This window comes from Streptococcus oralis, assembly GCF_001579025.1.
Classification (GTDB): domain Bacteria; phylum Bacillota; class Bacilli; order Lactobacillales; family Streptococcaceae; genus Streptococcus; species Streptococcus oralis_X.
In genome coordinates, this window is sequence record NZ_KQ970235.1 from 185,448 (window position 1) to 202,011 (window position 16,564).

Genomic DNA, 16,564 nt, shown 5'->3' on the forward strand with positions numbered 1-16,564 from the left:
ACCATGCTCATCCAACATAAAGTTGTAGATGGCACGTTCCAAACGAGCGCCAAGACCTTTATAGAAGAGGAAGCGAGCGCCTGTTACTTTACCGCCACGTTCCCAGTCAAGGATACCCAAGTCTTCACCAAGATCCCAGTGAGCTTTTGGTTCAAAGTCAAACTCGCGCGGAGTCCCCCAACGGCGAACTTCCACATTGTCATCTTCATCAGCCCCAACAGGAACACTGTCGGCAGGGATGTTTGGAAGAGTAGTGGTAAATTCTGTCAATTTAGCATCTATGTTCGCCAATTCAGCATCCAAGGCTTTGACTTCAGCAGATAGGGTTTGCATAGCAGCAATCTTGTCATCGGCATTTTCCTTGTTTCGCTTGGCTTGGGCAATCTCAGCTGAAACTGTGTTACGTTCTGCCTTGAGGTTTTCAACCTTGACCAAGATGTCACGACGTTTAGCATCGATTTCTTTCATCTCGTTTAAGACTGCAGGATCTACACCACGTGTAGCCAATTTTTCTGCGACAGCATCAAAATCTGTGCGAATACGTTTAATATCTAACATAAGAACTCCTTTATGAAAAAAGCACACCTGACAAAGTGTTGGAGTGGCAGGGCCACGGTTCCATCCAACTTCACAGGTGTGCACTTGATTGTATATGTAATTGTTACTAACGGTAGAATTTCACCTATCCCTCCTATCTGCTCGCAGCACCCGCAGACTTTCTGAAAGAAGGAGATAACCTACTTATCCGTTGCTATGATTATACTAAAGTTTTTACTTTTTTGCAAATAGATTTTTAAGTTTTTGTCCAATGGTCTGGAGTAGAGTCGGAAGTTTCACGACCTTGTCATTGCCAAGTTTTTCCCGAGCGATTTTGAGAATAGCTCCAGAGTCTTTGGAAGCAAAGAGGAATTTTCCTTGATCAGTGAAGACTTCAAAGTGGCGGCTGATCTTGCGGCCGCTTACGTTGGCTCCGATTTGCTGAATGCTGGACCAGGGGATTTGGATATATTGTTCGACATTGACATCAGGATAAAACTCTAAGGCTTGATCCCCAACTAAAAATTTTCCAACCTTTCCCGAGATAGAGAGGTAAGATGTTCCAGTGGTTTGCAGGTCAATGACTTTATTGAGAGATTGGGCCATGTTTAGTCTTCCTTACTTTCATCGAAAAAGGCATGGTAGAGAGCCTTGATAGCTGCCTTTTCTTGCTCTTTATTGACAACAAACATGATGGAAACTTCACTTGAACCTTGGGACATCATCTGGATGTTGATTTTATTCTCAGACAAAGCACGTGTTGCAGTAGCAGTTACCCCGATATGGCTCTTCATCTTTTCTCCGACAATCATAATGATGGAAAGGTCATGTTCGATTTCAGCATGGTCCACTTCAGCCTTTTGAACGAGTTGACGTAGAATTTCTTCTTCTTTGATAGGAGTCAATTCACGGGAGCGGAGGATGATTGAAAGATCGTCGATACCTGTAGGCATGTGTTCCCAACCGATATTGAGATCCTCAAGGATTTGCAGAACCTTGCGACCAAATCCGACTTCACGGTTCATGAGGTATTTAGACATGTTGATGCTGACGAATCCTGAGTCACCCGCAATCCCGACTACTGGGAATTTATCACTACTGTGTTCTAAAACAATGCGTGTTCCTGGGTGGTCTGGGTTGTTGGTATTCTTGATGACAAGAGGAATTTTTCCTCGGTAGGCAGGAAGAAGGGCTTCGTCATGAAGGACTGAAAATCCAGCATATGCCAACTCACGCATTTCACGGTAGGTTAATTCAGGAATGGAGTGTGGTTGGTGGATAATACCAGGATGGGCAGCAAAGATACCATCTACGTCTGTAAAATTTTCATAGAGATCAGCCTTAACACCTGCTGCAATGATAGAACCTGTGATATCTGAACCTCCACGTGAAAAAGTACAGATTTGATTTTCCTTAGTCACACCAAAGAAACCAGGGATGACAAGGACTTCGTTGCTATCAGCCAAGCCTTCAATCTTGTCATAACTAGATGGAATGATACGTGCGTTTCCTGGTTCGCTTGTGACAACAATCCCAGCTTCTCTTGGGTGAACATAGCGTGCATCAATGCCGTTTTGGTTAAAGTAGGCTGCAATCAATTTGGCATTGTTATTTTCTCCAGCCGCTAGGAAGGTATCATAGAGAAATTCATTGTCCTCTATAGGAAGAGTTGCCAAGGCCCGAATACTTTTAGAGATTTTTTCTAAAACAGCAGGTTTTAACCCTAGTTCACTAACCATAGCGGCATAACGGTCAATGATCCAACTTTGGCTAGCACTGATGTCATTTCCAGCCACATAGTCGCGATAGTATTTGATCAAGGCATCAGTTACCTTGGTATCTTCAGCATTGCGTTTACCGGGTGCAGAAACGACTACAAAACGGCGCTCTTTATCACTTTTAACGATGTTTAAAACTTTTTCTAACTGACCTGCAGAGGCAAGCGAGCTTCCGCCAAATTTTACAACCTTCATAAGGACTCCTCAAGTAAGTATTTTATACGATTATAGCAGAAAGAGGGGCATTTTTCAATGAAGAAAATAACTTCCTATTATAATAGAAGAAAACACTAACTTATTTTGAAAAGGGATAACCGTTTAAAAGTAAGGGTGTCAAATTTTACTCACACTCATAAATGATGGGTAAATAATCAGCTGAGACACTTTCCTTTAGTTTTTCCTTGCCTCTTTATCCAAAAAAAGGTATACTTTGATGATGAAACAATTTTATTGCCTTACAAAAGAAAAGGAGAAGCTATGAATCATATCTTATATCAGATCGTAGATGATCTGGCTATCATTACTTTGAATCGTCCCGAAGTGGCAAATGGTTTTCATATCCCAATGTGTGAGGAAATTTTAGAAGCTTTGACTCTAGCGGAGCAGGATCAAGCTGTGCAGTTCATCTTGATTAATGCGAATGGGAAGGTCTTTTCAGTTGGAGGAGACTTGGTTGAGATGAAACGCGCAGTAGATGAAGATGATATCCCTTCTTTGAATAAGATTGCAGAATTAGTCAATACAATTTCTTTTAAAATCAAGCAAATTCCTAAACCTGTTTTGATGGAGGTAGATGGAGCGGTTGCTGGTGCTGCAGCAAATATGGCAGTAGCAGTCGATTTTTGTTTGGCGACTGACAAGGCAAAATTCATTCAAGCCTTTGTTGGAGTTGGATTGGCGCCAGACGCTGGTGGGATTCATCTCTTGAGTCGTAGTATCGGGGTAACACGGGCTGCACAACTTGCTATGACAGGTGAAGCTTTGACTGCTGAAAAAGCGCTAGAATGGGGCGTGGTATACCGTGTTTGTGAAGTTGACAAATTAGAAAAAACAAGAGAACAAGTTCTGAAAAAATTAAGAAGAGGTTCAGCAAACTCATACGCAGCGATTAAAAAGTTAGTTTGGGAAAGTCAATTTAAGGATTGGCAGAATTATGCTGAATTAGAATTGAAATTACAAGAATCGTTATCTCTAACTGAAGATTTTAAAGAAGGGGTTCGAGCACATTCTGAAAGAAGAAGACCGAAATTTACAGGAATGTAAAAAAATACTTGCACAATTTTTTGAAGTTTGATATACTTCTTTTATCAAATGCTTTGATTGTGAAAGTTTTTTAGAAGGAGGGAAACGATTTGGACTACCAACAAGTAAATGATTATCTAACATCTATTTTTAACAATGTCCTTGTGATCGAGGAGGTTAGCTTACGAGGTAGTCGATTCAAAGACATCTCCATCAAAGAAATGCACACGATCGATGTGATTGGGAAGTTCCCGGAGGCAACACCAAGCAAGGTTTCAAAGGAACTGATGGTAACTCTTGGAACGGTTACGACGAGCTTGAATAACCTGGAAAGAAAAGGTTATATTGAGCGTATTCGTTCTGATCAGGATCGACGTGTGGTCTATCTGCATTTGACCAAGAAAGGTCGGTTAGTCCATCGTCTTCATAGACGTTTTCACAAGGCAATGGTCGAAAAAATCATCGATGGCATGAGTCCTGAGGAAATAGAAGTTATGGGTAGAGGATTAATCAATCTTTATCAATTTTTGGAGGATTTGAAATAATGGCTTTTGCAAAAATAAGCCAGGTTGCTCATTATGTTCCAGAGCAAGTGGTCACTAATCATGACTTAGCCCAAATCATGGACACAAGCGATGAGTGGATTTCAAGTCGGACAGGAATTAAACAGAGACATATCTCAAAAACAGAGTCTACAAGTGATTTGGCGACAGAAGTAGCTAAGAGCTTGTTGGCTAAAGGGAGCTTAACAGCGGATCAGATTGATTTTATCATTGTAGCGACGATTACCCCAGACTCGATGATGCCTTCCACAGCAGCTCGAGTTCAGGCGAATATCGGAGCGCATAGAGCTTTCGCCTTTGATCTGACAGCAGCTTGCAGTGGCTTTGTATTCGCTCTCTCAACTGCAGAAAAGTTTTTAAGTTCTGGACAGTTCAAAAAAGGGATTGTTATCGGGGCTGAGACCTTATCCAAGGCAGTTGATTGGTCTGATCGTTCAACAGCTGTTCTCTTTGGGGATGGTGCTGGTGGAGTTCTCTTGGAAGCGAGCGAAACACGTCACTTCCTTGTGGAAAGTCTCTATACAGATGGCTCTCGGAGCGAGTGTTTGACCTATGGTCAAACGGCTTTGGCTTCTCCTTTCTCGGATCAAGAAGCAGTTCCTGCTTTTTTGAAAATGGATGGACGAGCAGTTTTTGATTTTGCAAATCGTGATGTTGCTAGATCGATCAAAGAAACCATTGAAAATGGTCCAATCGCAGCATCGGAATTGGATTATCTCTTGCTTCATCAGGCAAATATCCGCATTTTGGATAAGATGGCTAAGAAGATCGGTGTAGACCGAGACAAGCTTCCTGCCAATATGATGGAGTATGGAAATACCAGTGCAGCAAGTATCCCGATTTTGCTCTCAGAGTGTGTGGAGAATGGCATGATTCGTTTAGATGGTAGCCAGACGATTCTCCTATCAGGCTTCGGTGGAGGTTTGACATGGGGCACACTCATTCTTACAATCTAGGTAATCATGTGGTAAACACATAGTTATAAATTTTTTATATTTTAAAGGAGTCCTATCATGGCAGTATTTGAAAAAGTACAAGAAATTATCGTTGAAGAACTTGGGAAAGACGCATCAGAAGTAACACTTGAATCTACTTTTGATGATTTGGATGCAGATTCATTGGACTTGTTCCAAGTAATCTCTGAAATCGAAGATGCTTTCGATATCCAAATCGAAGCAGAGGATAACTTGAAAACAGTTGGTGACTTGGTTGCCTACGTTGAAGAGCAAACAAAATAATTAACATATTACTAGAAGGAGTAGGGGAAACCCACTCCCTCTTGTTTAGGTAATAGTTTGAAACTCAAATGATAAACTCATCGAACTATTACGTAAGCAAGGAATGATGGAGGCACTATGAAAACACGTATTACAGAATTATTGAACATTGATTATCCTATTTTTCAAGGAGGAATGGCCTGGGTTGCAGATGGTGACTTGGCTGGTGCAGTATCAAAAGCTGGTGGTCTAGGGATTATCGGTGGTGGGAATGCACCTAAAGAGGTCGTAAAGGCTAATATCGATAAAATCAAATCACTTACGGACAAACCTTTTGGTGTCAACATCATGCTCTTGTCACCTTTTGTAGAAGACATCGTTGATCTCGTGATTGAAGAAGGGGTCAAGGTTGTTACAACTGGTGCAGGAAATCCAAGTAAATACATGACTCGTTTCCATGATGCAGGAATTACAGTTATTCCCGTTGTTCCAAGTGTTGCTTTGGCAAAACGCATGGAAAAAATTGGTGCAGATGCAGTTATTGCAGAGGGAATGGAAGCCGGTGGACATATTGGTAAATTAACAACGATGACCTTGGTTCGCCAAGTTGCTGCAGCTGTTTCAATTCCAGTTATCGCAGCTGGAGGAATTGCGGACGGTGAAGGTGTCGCTGCAGGCTTTATGCTTGGAGCTGAGGCCGTTCAAGTTGGTACGCGTTTCGTAGTAGCTAAGGAATCTAACGCCCATCCAAAATACAAGGAAAAAATCTTAAAAGCGCGTGATATCGATACGACTATTTCAGCTCAGCACTTTGGACATGCTGTTCGTGCCATTAAAAATCAGTTGACACGTGACTTTGAGCAGGCTGAAAAGGATGCCTTTAAACAAGAAAATCCAGATTTAGAAATCTTTGAACAAATGGGAGCTGGTGCTCTTGCTAAAGCCGTTGTTCATGGAGATGTAGAAGGTGGATCTGTCATGGCAGGTCAGATCGCTGGTTTGGTTTCTAAAGAGGAAACTGTCGAAGAAATCCTAAAAGATCTATACTATGGCGCAGCCAAAAAAATTCAAGAAGAAGCCTCTCGTTGGGCAGGAGTTGTAAGAAATGACTAAAACAGCCTTTCTATTTGCAGGTCAAGGTGCTCAGTATCTAGGAATGGGGCGTGATCTTTATGATCGCTATCCTATCGTCAAGGAAACAATTGACCAAGCCAGTCAGGTTTTGGGTTATGATCTTCGTGACTTGATTGATAAGGAAGAAACCAAGTTAAACCAGACTCGCTATACGCAGCCAGCTATTTTAGCGACTTCGGTTGCTATTTACCGACTATTGAAAGAAAAGGGTTATCAGCCAGATATGGTAGCAGGATTGTCTCTTGGGGAATATTCTGCTCTTGTAGCAAGTGGTGCCTTGGACTTTGAGGATGCAGTTGCCTTGGTTGCTAAGCGTGGTGCTTATATGGAAGAGGCTGCACCTGCAGGCTCTGGAAAGATGGTTGCCGTCCTTAATACTCCAGTTGAAGTAATTGAGGAAGCTTGTGAAACAGCCTCTAAAATTGGAGTAGTGACTCCAGCTAACTACAACACCCCAAGCCAAATCGTTATCGGTGGTGAGGTGGCTGCGGTTGACCACGCAGTTGAACTCTTGCAGGAAGCAGGAGCAAAACGATTGATTCCTTTAAATGTATCTGGTCCTTTCCATACAGCCCTTCTTGAGCCAGCCAGTCAGCAACTAGCTGGAGCTCTTGAGGGAGTGAGTTTCTCTGACTTTACTTGCCCACTAGTCGGCAATACGGAAGCTGCTGTTATGGAAAAAGATCGAATCCAAGAGCTTTTGACGCGTCAGGTCAAAGAACCTGTTCGTTTTTATGAAAGTATTGCTGTGATGCAGGATGCTGGGGTAACCAACTTTATTGAAATTGGTCCTGGTAAGGTCCTATCAGGCTTTGTCAAAAAAATCGATAAAACAGCTAAGCTAGCTAACGTTGAAGACCAAGCAAGCTTGGATGCTTTGTTAGGAAACTAATGATCCCTTCTCCCACAAAATACAACAGGAAACAGGAGAGATAGAATGCAACTTACAAACAAAAATGTCTTTGTAACAGGTTCAAGTCGTGGTATCGGACTTGCCATTGCTCACAAATTTGCCCAACTAGGCGCTAATGTAGTTTTGAATAGTCGCGGAGCAATCTCAGAAGAATTGCTGGCTGAGTTTTCAAACTATGGTGTCAAAGTAGTACCGATTTCAGGTGATGTTTCAGACTTTGCAGATGCCAAGCGTATGATAGATCAAGCGATTGCAGAACTCGGTTCTGTCGATGTCTTGGTCAACAATGCTGGGATTACTCAAGATACGCTTATGCTCAAGATGACCGAAGAAGACTTTGAAAAAGTGATTAAAATTAACTTGACAGGTGCTTTCAACATGACGCAAGCAGTCTTGAAACAGATGATCAAGGCACGTGAAGGTGCGATTATCAACATGTCTAGTGTGGTCGGTTTGATGGGAAATATCGGACAAGCCAACTATGCAGCTTCTAAAGCAGGTTTGATTGGTTTTACCAAGTCAGTTGCACGTGAAGTTGCCAATCGCAACGTACGCGTAAATGCTCTTGCACCAGGGATGATCGAGTCAGATATGACTGCTGTTTTGTCTGATAAGGTCAAGGAAGCGACATTGGCCCAAATCCCAATGAAACATTTTGGTCAAGCAGAACATATCGCAGATGCTACAGTGTTCCTGGCTGGACAGGATTATTTGACTGGACAAGTTCTCGCAGTTGATGGCGGACTTAGCATGTAAAAAATAAGGAAAGATATAGGTAAGACAGATGAAACTAAATCGAGTTGTAGTAACAGGTTACGGATTGACCTCTCCTATCGGAAATACTCCAGAAGAATTTTGGAACAGTTTGCAAACTGGGAAGATTGGAATTGGAGAAATCACTAAGTTTGACCACAGCGAATTTGCTGTGCACAATGCGGCAGAAGTTCAAGATTTCCCATTTGATAAATACTTTGTCAAAAAAGATACCAACCGTTTTGATGATTATTCTTTGTATGCCTTGTATGCGGCTCAAGAAGCGGTGACAAATGCAAATCTTGATGTAGAAGCAATCGATAAAGATCGCTTTGGTGTCATCGTGGCTTCTGGTATTGGGGGAATTAAAGAAATCGAAGATCAGGTTATCCGTCTTCATGAAAAAGGTCCAAAACGCGTTAAACCAATGACACTTCCAAAAGCCTTGCCAAATATGGCATCAGGAAATGTTGCCATGCGCTTCGGAGCAAACGGCATCTGTAAATCAATCAATACAGCCTGTGCCTCATCAAACGATGCCATTGGGGATGCCTTCCGTTCAATCAAGTTTGGTTTCCAAGATGTCATGCTAGTTGGTGGATCAGAATCATCAATCACTCCTTTTGCCATTGCTGGATTCCAAGCTTTGACAGCCCTATCAACTACAGAAGATCCAGCTCGTGCTTCTATTCCATTTGACAAAGACCGTAACGGTTTTGTCATGGGAGAAGGTTCTGGAATGCTGGTTCTTGAAAGTCTTGAACATGCTGAAAAACGTGGTGCAACTATCTTGGCTGAAGTAGTTGGTTATGGTAATACCTGTGATGCTTACCATATGACTTCACCTCATCCAGAAGGTCAAGGTGCGATTAAGGCTATGAAGTTGGCTTTGGAAGAAGCAGAAATTTCTCCAGAGCAAGTGGCTTACGTCAATGCCCACGGAACTTCAACTCCTGCTAATGAAAAAGGAGAAAGTGGTGCGATTGTAGCTGTCCTTGGTAAAGAAGTACCTGTATCTTCAACCAAGTCCTTTACAGGACACTTGCTTGGTGCTGCAGGGGCAGTAGAAGCCATCGCTACCATTGAAGCCATGCGTCATAACTATGTACCAATGACAGCTGGAACAAGTGAGTTGTCAGACTATATCGAAGCGAATGTCGTTTATGGACAAGGATTGGAGCAAGAAATCCCTTATGCTATTTCAAACACTTTTGGTTTTGGTGGACACAATGCGGTTCTTGCTTTCAAACGTTGGGAGAATAAATAATTATGAATTTAAATGAGATCAAGGACTTGATGGCTCAATTTGACCAATCAAGTTTGAGAGAATTTTCTTATAAAAATGGAACGGACGAATTGCAGTTCAGTAAGAATGAAGCAAGAATGGCTTCTGAAGTACCAGCTCAAGTTGTTCCAGCGCCAGCTGCAGTAGCTGCAAGTCCAGTAGTTTCGGCCCCTTCAACTCCAGTTGAGAGTGCAGTGGAAGAAGCTCCAGCACCAGCTGAAACGACGGTTGCTCCAGCGGGTGATGTCGTTGAAAGTCCACTTGTAGGGGTGGCTTACTTGGCTGCTGGACCAGATAAACCTGCCTTTGTCACAGTCGGAGACAGTGTTAAAAAAGGTCAGACTTTGGTGATCATCGAAGCCATGAAAGTCATGAATGAAATCCCTGCACCTAAAGATGGTGTGGTGACAGAAATTCTCGTTTCAAATGAAGAAATGGTTGAGTTCGGTAAAGGATTGGTACGTATCAAATGATCGATATTCAAGGAATCAAAGAAGCTCTACCCCATCGCTACCCCATGCTCCTAGTGGATCGTGTCTTGGAAGTGAGCGAAGATACCATTGTTGCCATTAAAAATGTGACCATCAACGAACCTTTCTTCAATGGTCATTTTCCTCAATACCCAGTCATGCCAGGTGTTCTTATCATGGAGGCCTTGGCTCAGACTGCTGGTGTCTTGGAATTGTCCAAACCTGAAAATAAAGGGAAACTGGTCTTCTACGCTGGCATGGACAAGGTTAAGTTCAAGAAGCAAGTTGTACCAGGTGACCAATTAGTCATGACGGCTACTTTTGTTAAACGTCGTGGTACGATTGCTGTGGTTGAAGCAAAGGCTGAAGTAGATGGTAAGCTTGCAGCGAGTGGTACTCTTACCTTTGCAATTGGAAACTAAGGAGGTTCTCCATGTTTCGTAAAATTTTGATTGCCAACCGTGGTGAGATTGCGGTTCGCATTATTCGAGCTGCGCGTGAATTGGGCATTGCGACCGTGGCAGTTTATTCAACTGCTGATAAGGAAGCCCTTCACACACTCCTAGCGGATGAAGCTATCTGTATCGGACCTGGTAAGGCGACAGAATCTTATCTCAATATCAATGCAATTTTGTCTGCTGCGGTCTTGACAGAAGCAGAAGCCATCCATCCAGGTTTTGGATTTCTTAGCGAAAACTCCAAATTTGCCACGATGTGTGATGAAGTAGGGATTAAGTTCATCGGCCCTTCTGGTGCTGTGATGGACACCATGGGTGATAAGATCAATGCGCGTGAACAAATGATCAAGGCTGGGGTTCCAGTTATCCCAGGATCTGATGGTGAAGTTCACACGGCTGAAGAGGCCCTTGCAGTTGCAGAAAAAATTGGCTATCCTGTCATGCTTAAGGCATCGGCAGGTGGTGGTGGAAAAGGGATTCGTAAGGTTGAAAAGGCAGAAGACTTGGTCGCAGCCTTTGAGACAGCATCCAGTGAAGCTAAGGCCAATTTTGGAAATGGCGCTATGTATCTTGAGCGTGTGATTTATCCAGCTCGTCATATCGAAGTTCAGATTCTTGCAGATCAAGAGGGTCATGTTGTCCATCTTGGTGAACGGGATTGTTCACTCCAACGGAATAACCAAAAGGTCTTAGAAGAAAGCCCATCCATTGCGATTGGCAAAACCCTTCGTAATGAAATTGGTGCTGCAGCCGTTCGTGCAGCAGAGTCTGTAGGCTATGAAAATGCAGGGACGATTGAATTTCTTCTCGATGAAGCGAGTGGCAATTTCTACTTCATGGAAATGAATACTCGTGTACAAGTTGAACACCCAGTCACAGAGTTTGTTTCAGGTGTTGATATCGTGAAGGAGCAGATTCGCATTGCTGCCGGGCAACCTTTACCTTTCAAACAAGAAGATATCGTCCTACGAGGTCATGCTATCGAGTGCCGGATCAATGCAGAAAATCCAGCATTTAACTTTGCTCCAAGCCCAGGGAAAATCACCAACCTCTACCTTCCAAGTGGAGGAGTTGGATTGCGTGTAGATTCTGCAGTCTATCCAGGTTATACCATTCCTCCTTACTATGATAGTATGATTGCCAAAATCATTGTTCATGGGGAGAATCGTTTTGATGCCTTAATGAAGATGCAACGGGCACTTTATGAACTTGATATTGAAGGAGTGCAAACCAATGCAGACTTCCAGTTGGATCTGATTTCAGACCGCCGAGTTATCGCTGGTGACTACGATACTTCCTTCTTGATGGAAACTTTCTTGCCAAAATACCAAGAAAAAGAATAGACTTTCAAACAGTATGAGAACTAAAAGGGGGAGTTATGGCTCTATTTAGTAAAAAGGATAAGTATATTCGGATTAATCCTAACCGTTCCGTAAGGCAGAAACCACAAGCCAAGCCTGAGGTTCCGGATGAACTCTTCTCCCAGTGTCCTGGTTGTAAACACACCATTTACCAAAAGGATCTTGGGAGCGAACGAATTTGTCCCCATTGTAGCTATACTTTCCGTATTTCAGCTCAGGAACGCTTGGATTTGACGATTGATTCTGGTAGCTTTGTGGAGATGTTTACGGGTATTGAAACTCAAGATCCATTAAACTTTCCTGGCTACCAGAAAAAACTGGCTACTATGCGTGAAAAGACAGGTTTGGATGAGGCAGTATTGACTGGTACAGCTAGCATCAAGGGACAAAAAGTTGCCCTTGGGATCATGGATTCTAACTTTATCATGGCTTCTATGGGAACCGTTGTGGGTGAAAAAATCACGCGCTTGTTTGAATATGCGACAGTTGAAAAGTTGCCAGTTGTACTTTTTACAGCTTCTGGCGGTGCCCGTATGCAAGAAGGGATTATGAGCTTGATGCAGATGGCTAAGATTTCTGCGGCAGTTCAACGTCATTCCAAGGCAGGACTTTTTTACCTGACTATTTTGACGGATCCGACAACAGGCGGAGTGACAGCTTCTTTTGCTATGGAAGGTGACATTATCCTAGCAGAGCCCCAGAGTTTAGTTGGTTTTGCAGGGCGTCGTGTTATCGAAAATACAGTTCGTGAGACCTTGCCGGATGATTTCCAAAAGGCAGAGTTCCTGCTTGAACATGGATTTGTGGATGCAATTGTCAAACGTAGAGAACTACCAGAAACAATTGCTAAATTAGTGAGATTGCATGGAGGAAGTCGCGGATGAATATTGCAAAAATAGTCAGAGAGGCACGCGAGCAAAGTCGCTTGACCGCACTTGATTTTGCCAATGGCATCTTCGATGAATTTATCGAATTGCATGGAGATCGCTCTTTCCGAGACGATGGTGCGGTCATTGGCGGAATTGGCTGGTTAGGTGACCAAGCAGTCACAGTCGTCGGTATCCAAAAGGGGAAGAGTCTTCATGATAACCTCAAACGGAACTTTGGGCAACCCCATCCAGAAGGCTATCGCAAGGCTCTTCGTTTGATGAAACAGGCAGAAAAATTTGGTCGTCCAGTTGTAACCTTCATCAACACTGCTGGAGCTTACCCAGGTGTTGGAGCTGAGGAACGTGGACAAGGGGAAGCAATCGCTCGAAACCTGATGGAAATGAGCGATCTCAAGGTTCCAATCATCGCGATTATTATCGGTGAAGGAGGATCTGGCGGGGCCCTAGCTCTAGCAGTAGCTAATCGTGTCTGGATGTTAGAAAACTCAATCTACGCAGTACTTAGCCCGGAAGGATTTGCCTCTATCCTTTGGAAGGATGGAAGTCGTGCTATGGAAGCGGCGGAGTTGATGAAAATCACTTCGCATGAACTTCTAGAAATGGGAATCGTAGACAAGGTAATCTCAGAAGCAGGGCTGTCAAGTAAAGAACTGCTAAGTTGCGTTAAAAATGAATTGCGTGCAGAACTAGATAGGTTGCAAGAACTACCACTCGACCAACTTATCGAAGAACGTTACCAACGCTTTAGAAAATACTAAGAAAATTTAAAAGCTAGAACAATTTGTTCTAGCTATTTTGATAATAGAGCATGGATAAATATGAATACTCTAGATAAATAAGAAAATAATCAATGGTATATCCTCTATATTGCCCTAATAGAGAGTTTACCATTAGGAGAGAAAGAATGAAAAAGACAATACATTTAGGAATCTGTATGATTTTAATGTTCCTGTACATTTATTTAACGCCATTAGGGGCTATAACTCTAGCTAGGACCTTTGGTTTAGGAATGGACAGCTATATAATCTTCCTAGTTGGAGAAGTGTTACTTATTTTCTTTTTATTCGTTTTGTGGTTGAAAAAGAAGAAGATGCTCTTTATCTTCGAGAAAAAGGGTTGGCGCTGGTCTTATCTCGCTTTCTTAGTGGCTTGCTTTCTTATCTATTCTTTTTTAAATGGATTTAGAATGCAGAATATTCGATTGATTGACCATAGCTTTATTTTCCAAGACCTTCTTTCGGAACTTTACTTAAATGGGAGAGAAACGACTCTATCAAGTCTTATATTTTTAATCTTTAACATTTCGATTGTACCTGTTGTTGAGGAGACAATCTATAGGGGTTATTTTATGAATACCTTCTTTCCGAAGTCGGAGTTTTATTTGGATGTAATCTTGTCTTCTTTCATCTTCGGGCTTAGTCACTTGGTTCTATCCCATCGTGACCCCATCAGTCTCATCATTTATAGTATTCTTGGTCTTCTATTTGCAGTCGCTTATCGAGTTACGGGTAGTCTTCGATTTACCATTCTTTGTCATAGTTTCTATAATGTTATTCCCTATGCTCCGTCAATCTTATTTTATATTTATTATTTGATTTTTAGATAGTAGGAGGCAAAAAAAGTGTTTGATATTTGTCAAACACTTTTTTCTATTTACTGTTCTTCTGTTACAAACTGACTGAGTAGTCCGTTGATAAAACGGGCAGATTTTTGATCTGAGAAGTCCTTTGCAAGCTCGATAGCTTCATTAACCGCAACCAGCTGTGGAGTGTCAAATGAAGTGATTTCAAAGACTCCCAAGCGAAGGAGGTTTCTCTCCACGAGTGTTAAACGCTCGATGGTCCAACCTGCTTTTAAATGCTGTGTGATTTGCTTGTCTAGTTCTTCCTTTTTAGCCTGAACACCAGAAACTAGCTCTGTCAAAAAGGCTGGAAGTTGCACATCCGTATCTTCACGATCATGAGTATAGGCGAAACGACAAGCAGTTTCGACATCCGTACCGAATTCAAGGCTCATGAGAGCTTGAAAAGCGCATTTACGGAGTTGGCGTCTAGATTCTAATAGTGGACTAGTCATTGAGGAAGTCCTCGTCAAATAGATCTTTCAATTCTGGTTTTGGTGTTTTATCTGGAACGATACCTGCAACGTGAATATTGATAGCAGCGAGTTCTACATCAGCCATATTGCGGACGGCATCTTTAACAGCTTTCTGGATAGCAACAGCTACCTTAGGAACTTTTACTCCGTACTCAAGGTAGAGGTAGATATCAGCTGTGAGTTCTTCATCCACGTTTTTTAGATAAACGCCACGGCCAAGAGAAAGTTTTGAAAGGGTGTCAGATACTGATTTATTTGAAAAAGAGTGTACACCCTCTACTTTTGCAGTAGCAATAGCAATGATTTTTTCAAGTACACGTGGGGCGATAACGATTTCGCCAAGTTGTTCTTCAATTCCCATAGAATGACCTCTTTCTAGAGATTAGGCACGAGAAACGTAAGTTCCTTCTGCAGTGTTGATAACGAGTTTTTGTCCTGCTTCGATGAAGTCTGGAACGTTTACGACAAGTCCAGTTTCCATCGTTGCTGGTTTACCAGAACCTGTAACAGTAGCACCTTTGATAGATGGTTGAGTTTCTGCAACTGTCAATTCGACAGTAGTAGGAACGGTAACACCAATCACTTCAGTTCCGTAGAATTGGATCTTCACATCAGAGTTTTCAAGGATGTAAAGCAATTCGTTTTCAACGTTGACTACAGGAATTTCGTATTGGTCGTAAGTTTCTGTGTTCATGAAGTAGGCTGTGTCATCCATTTTGTACAAGTATTGAGCTGGGACAGTCTCGATGATGGCTTGTTCAAATTTTTCCTCTGGACGGTAGCTTGTGTCAAATGTAGAACCAGTACGGACATCACGTAATTTCATACGCATGATTGTGTTTCCTTTACCTGGTTTGTGGTGACTAGCTTCCAAAACGCGGATCAATTTTCCGTCAGCTGTTTCAAAGGTCATACCAGCCTTTAATTTACTTGCTTCAATCATGTTTTTACCTCTTTAATAAAATAATTTACTCTTTATTGTACCATAAAAGACAACATTACTCAAATGTCAGAAGGAGCTTAATTAGTTGACTGGTACGATATTTCCATCTTCGTCTTTGGTAACGAGGACGTATTTTCCATCGACTTCGATGTAAAAATTCTTGCTGGCAGTTTGCCCAGTGTTTTGAGCCGGTGCTTGATTTTGAACTTGTTGGCTTAGTTGACCACCCAGAGTTTGGCCAAGATTCATGCCCATAAACATATTCATCCCATTGCCATTTCCTTCGTTGGAAGCTGCAGCAATAAGAGCTTCGTTGCGAGCACGACGTTCTTCGATTTCAATCGTGTTGTACTTCATTGCCACGAGTTCACTATCAAGCTTGCGAACGATATCAAGACTTTCTTGATCGTAGCTGAGGTCTTCAAGCAAGATATGGGTTGCTTCAATTCCGTAGAGACCGGTCCAAACCTTGTTGACCTCTTGTTTAGCGAGCTCGTTAAAGGTGTCTTGATTGGCATTGAGGCTATAGATATCAACCTTGTTTTCGTTGGTATATTTGGCAATGGCAATCGCGATTTTCGGTGCGATATTTTGACGGAGCGTTCCTTGAGCTACATCTTGGAGAGTAAATGGCTGTCCGTCAGTAATTTGACGGCTAACAGAACTCACGTAGAAGAGGACTGGATCTGCTATTTTTACATCAAACAAGCCATAGAAACGGATGTTAAGCAGTTGTTGGTAACGTTCGCTGAAGTATTCGACCGCATTTTGTGTGCCGAACTTATTACCTGCAATAGGTTGCATGCGGATAAAGATAATTTCCTGTTGGGTGATGACTTGTCCACCAAAAGAGAAACGGTTTTTAAAGTTTTCCCAAGTGCCCTTTAAACCACCTTTTTCAAGGAGCCAGGCATTATCACCAG

Annotated in this window: 21 protein-coding genes; 14 read left to right on the top strand and 7 right to left on the bottom strand. The window is 42.3% G+C overall.

Annotated features, from left to right (window positions below):
• The 3 genes from SORDD27_RS00825 to SORDD27_RS00835 form a co-directional block, all read right to left on the bottom strand.
• Nucleotides 1–558: serine--tRNA ligase (locus SORDD27_RS00825; RefSeq protein WP_462217654.1), on the bottom strand; the 558-nt coding region annotated here is incomplete at its 3' end.
• A gap of 213 nt (nt 559–771) precedes the next feature.
• Complete coding sequence (locus SORDD27_RS00830) at nt 772–1,143, bottom strand: DUF956 family protein (RefSeq protein WP_045593221.1); 372 nt, start codon at nt 1,141–1,143, stop codon at nt 772–774.
• 2 nt (nt 1,144–1,145) lie between these two features.
• Nucleotides 1,146–2,510 (bottom strand): aspartate kinase, encoded by a 1,365-nt coding sequence (locus tag SORDD27_RS00835; RefSeq protein ID WP_000869633.1) that lies wholly within the window; start codon nt 2,508–2,510, stop codon nt 1,146–1,148.
• A 282-nt stretch (nt 2,511–2,792) separates the two neighbouring features.
• Here SORDD27_RS00835 and SORDD27_RS00840 point away from each other — a divergent pair, with 282 nt between their 5' ends.
• The 14 genes from SORDD27_RS00840 to SORDD27_RS00905 all read left to right on the top strand — a co-directional run bounded on the left by SORDD27_RS00840 (nt 2,793) and on the right by SORDD27_RS00905 (nt 14,207).
• Nucleotides 2,793–3,578, top strand: coding sequence for an enoyl-CoA hydratase (locus tag SORDD27_RS00840; RefSeq protein ID WP_001015588.1), 786 nt, complete (start codon nt 2,793–2,795; stop codon nt 3,576–3,578).
• A gap of 89 nt (nt 3,579–3,667) precedes the next feature.
• The gene (gene fabT, locus SORDD27_RS00845) at nt 3,668–4,102 is read left to right on the top strand and encodes a fatty acid biosynthesis transcriptional regulator FabT (protein WP_033630318.1); all 435 of its coding nucleotides are present in this window, start codon (nt 3,668–3,670) and stop codon (nt 4,100–4,102) included.
• Nucleotides 4,102–5,076, top strand: a complete 975-nt coding sequence (locus SORDD27_RS00850) for a beta-ketoacyl-ACP synthase III (RefSeq protein ID WP_000852970.1) — start codon at nt 4,102–4,104, stop codon at nt 5,074–5,076. The genes fabT and SORDD27_RS00850 overlap by 1 nt, the downstream gene beginning before the upstream one ends.
• A gap of 57 nt (nt 5,077–5,133) precedes the next feature.
• The gene (locus tag SORDD27_RS00855) at nt 5,134–5,358 is read left to right on the top strand and encodes an acyl carrier protein (RefSeq protein ID WP_000257840.1); all 225 of its coding nucleotides are present in this window, start codon (nt 5,134–5,136) and stop codon (nt 5,356–5,358) included.
• A 117-nt stretch (nt 5,359–5,475) separates the two neighbouring features.
• Complete coding sequence (gene fabK / locus SORDD27_RS00860) at nt 5,476–6,450, top strand: enoyl-[acyl-carrier-protein] reductase FabK (RefSeq protein WP_000857452.1); 975 nt, start codon at nt 5,476–5,478, stop codon at nt 6,448–6,450.
• A complete protein-coding gene (gene fabD / locus SORDD27_RS00865; RefSeq protein ID WP_061426792.1) occupies nt 6,443–7,363 on the top strand; it encodes an ACP S-malonyltransferase in 921 nt (306 codons plus the stop codon). Before fabK ends, fabD begins: the two co-directional genes overlap by 8 nt.
• A 45-nt stretch (nt 7,364–7,408) precedes the next feature.
• Complete coding sequence (gene fabG / locus SORDD27_RS00870) at nt 7,409–8,140, top strand: 3-oxoacyl-[acyl-carrier-protein] reductase (RefSeq protein WP_001177611.1); 732 nt, start codon at nt 7,409–7,411, stop codon at nt 8,138–8,140.
• 28 nt (nt 8,141–8,168) lie between these two features.
• Nucleotides 8,169–9,404, top strand: a complete 1,236-nt coding sequence (gene fabF / locus SORDD27_RS00875) for a beta-ketoacyl-ACP synthase II (protein ID WP_061426794.1) — start codon at nt 8,169–8,171, stop codon at nt 9,402–9,404.
• A gap of 2 nt (nt 9,405–9,406) precedes the next feature.
• Nucleotides 9,407–9,895, top strand: a complete 489-nt coding sequence (gene accB, locus SORDD27_RS00880) for an acetyl-CoA carboxylase biotin carboxyl carrier protein (protein ID WP_001052306.1) — start codon at nt 9,407–9,409, stop codon at nt 9,893–9,895.
• Entirely contained in the window at nt 9,892–10,314 is a 423-nt protein-coding gene (gene fabZ / locus SORDD27_RS00885) for a 3-hydroxyacyl-ACP dehydratase FabZ (RefSeq protein ID WP_000565515.1), read from the top strand. The genes accB and fabZ overlap by 4 nt, the downstream gene beginning before the upstream one ends.
• Nucleotides 10,315–10,325: 11 nt before the next feature.
• Nucleotides 10,326–11,693 carry an acetyl-CoA carboxylase biotin carboxylase subunit gene (accC, locus tag SORDD27_RS00890; protein ID WP_000488665.1) on the top strand — a complete coding sequence of 456 codons (1,368 nt, stop codon included), beginning with the start codon at nt 10,326–10,328 and terminating at the stop codon, nt 11,691–11,693.
• A 35-nt stretch (nt 11,694–11,728) separates the two neighbouring features.
• Nucleotides 11,729–12,595 carry an acetyl-CoA carboxylase, carboxyltransferase subunit beta gene (gene accD, locus SORDD27_RS00895; RefSeq protein WP_061426796.1) on the top strand — a complete coding sequence of 289 codons (867 nt, stop codon included), beginning with the start codon at nt 11,729–11,731 and terminating at the stop codon, nt 12,593–12,595.
• Nucleotides 12,592–13,359: an acetyl-CoA carboxylase carboxyl transferase subunit alpha gene (locus SORDD27_RS00900; protein ID WP_061426798.1), complete on the top strand. Its 768-nt coding sequence runs from the start codon at nt 12,592–12,594 to the stop codon at nt 13,357–13,359. Before accD ends, SORDD27_RS00900 begins: the two co-directional genes overlap by 4 nt.
• 146 nt (nt 13,360–13,505) lie before the next feature.
• A complete protein-coding gene (locus SORDD27_RS00905) occupies nt 13,506–14,207 on the top strand; it encodes a CPBP family intramembrane glutamic endopeptidase (RefSeq protein ID WP_000750959.1) in 702 nt (233 codons plus the stop codon).
• Nucleotides 14,208–14,254: 47 nt separating this feature from the next.
• On the opposite strand, the gene nusB is transcribed toward SORDD27_RS00905, so the two are convergent.
• The 4 genes from nusB to SORDD27_RS00925 all read right to left on the bottom strand — a co-directional run.
• Nucleotides 14,255–14,677, bottom strand: coding sequence for a transcription antitermination factor NusB (gene nusB, locus SORDD27_RS00910; RefSeq protein ID WP_000203659.1), 423 nt, complete (start codon nt 14,675–14,677; stop codon nt 14,255–14,257).
• On the bottom strand, nt 14,670–15,059 hold the full coding sequence (locus SORDD27_RS00915; RefSeq protein WP_000510584.1) for an Asp23/Gls24 family envelope stress response protein: 390 nt from the start codon (nt 15,057–15,059) through the stop codon (nt 14,670–14,672). Before SORDD27_RS00915 ends, nusB begins: the two co-directional genes overlap by 8 nt.
• Before the next feature lie 21 nt (nt 15,060–15,080).
• The gene (efp, locus tag SORDD27_RS00920) at nt 15,081–15,641 is read right to left on the bottom strand and encodes an elongation factor P (RefSeq protein WP_000568640.1); all 561 of its coding nucleotides are present in this window, start codon (nt 15,639–15,641) and stop codon (nt 15,081–15,083) included.
• Between the two features lie 81 nt (nt 15,642–15,722).
• Nucleotides 15,723–16,564: SPFH domain-containing protein (locus tag SORDD27_RS00925; protein WP_231069255.1), on the bottom strand; the 842-nt coding region annotated here is incomplete at its 5' end.